The sequence below is a fragment of the Bacillus sp. SIMBA_074 genome (genome assembly GCF_046534555.1).
Taxonomy (GTDB): domain Bacteria; phylum Bacillota; class Bacilli; order Bacillales; family Bacillaceae_G; genus Bacillus_A; species Bacillus_A mycoides.
Genome location: NZ_JAWRYM010000987.1, coordinates 1 through 249 on the forward strand (window position 1 = coordinate 1; position 249 = coordinate 249).

Here is a 249-nt window from a genome sequence, read left to right on the forward strand (position 1 = left end):
GGTGATCCTCATCGACCGCTCCAGGAACCCAACGTGCACCATACCATTCCAGCTCTACAGGCTGCTCAGCAAACCAAGGATCAATTTGTGCCAGCTGCTTCAATGCTGCTGCCATTTCTGCCTTTGCGTCCTCCATCTGATCTCCTGGCGCCGCACCCATACGTCCCTCCAGCTTTACGAGGTCAGCTACTGAAGAAGGCCATTTTCCCCCTTCGATCACACCGATGTTGATTGGGATCGGGATCGGCA

1 protein-coding gene is annotated in these 249 nt (G+C 55.0%); it reads right to left on the bottom strand.

The genetic code is table 11. The annotated features are described in order from the left end of the window. A partial coding sequence (locus SB773_RS33715) for a peptidase dimerization domain-containing protein (RefSeq protein ID WP_410594827.1) occupies positions 1-249 on the bottom strand: 249 nt, incomplete at both ends.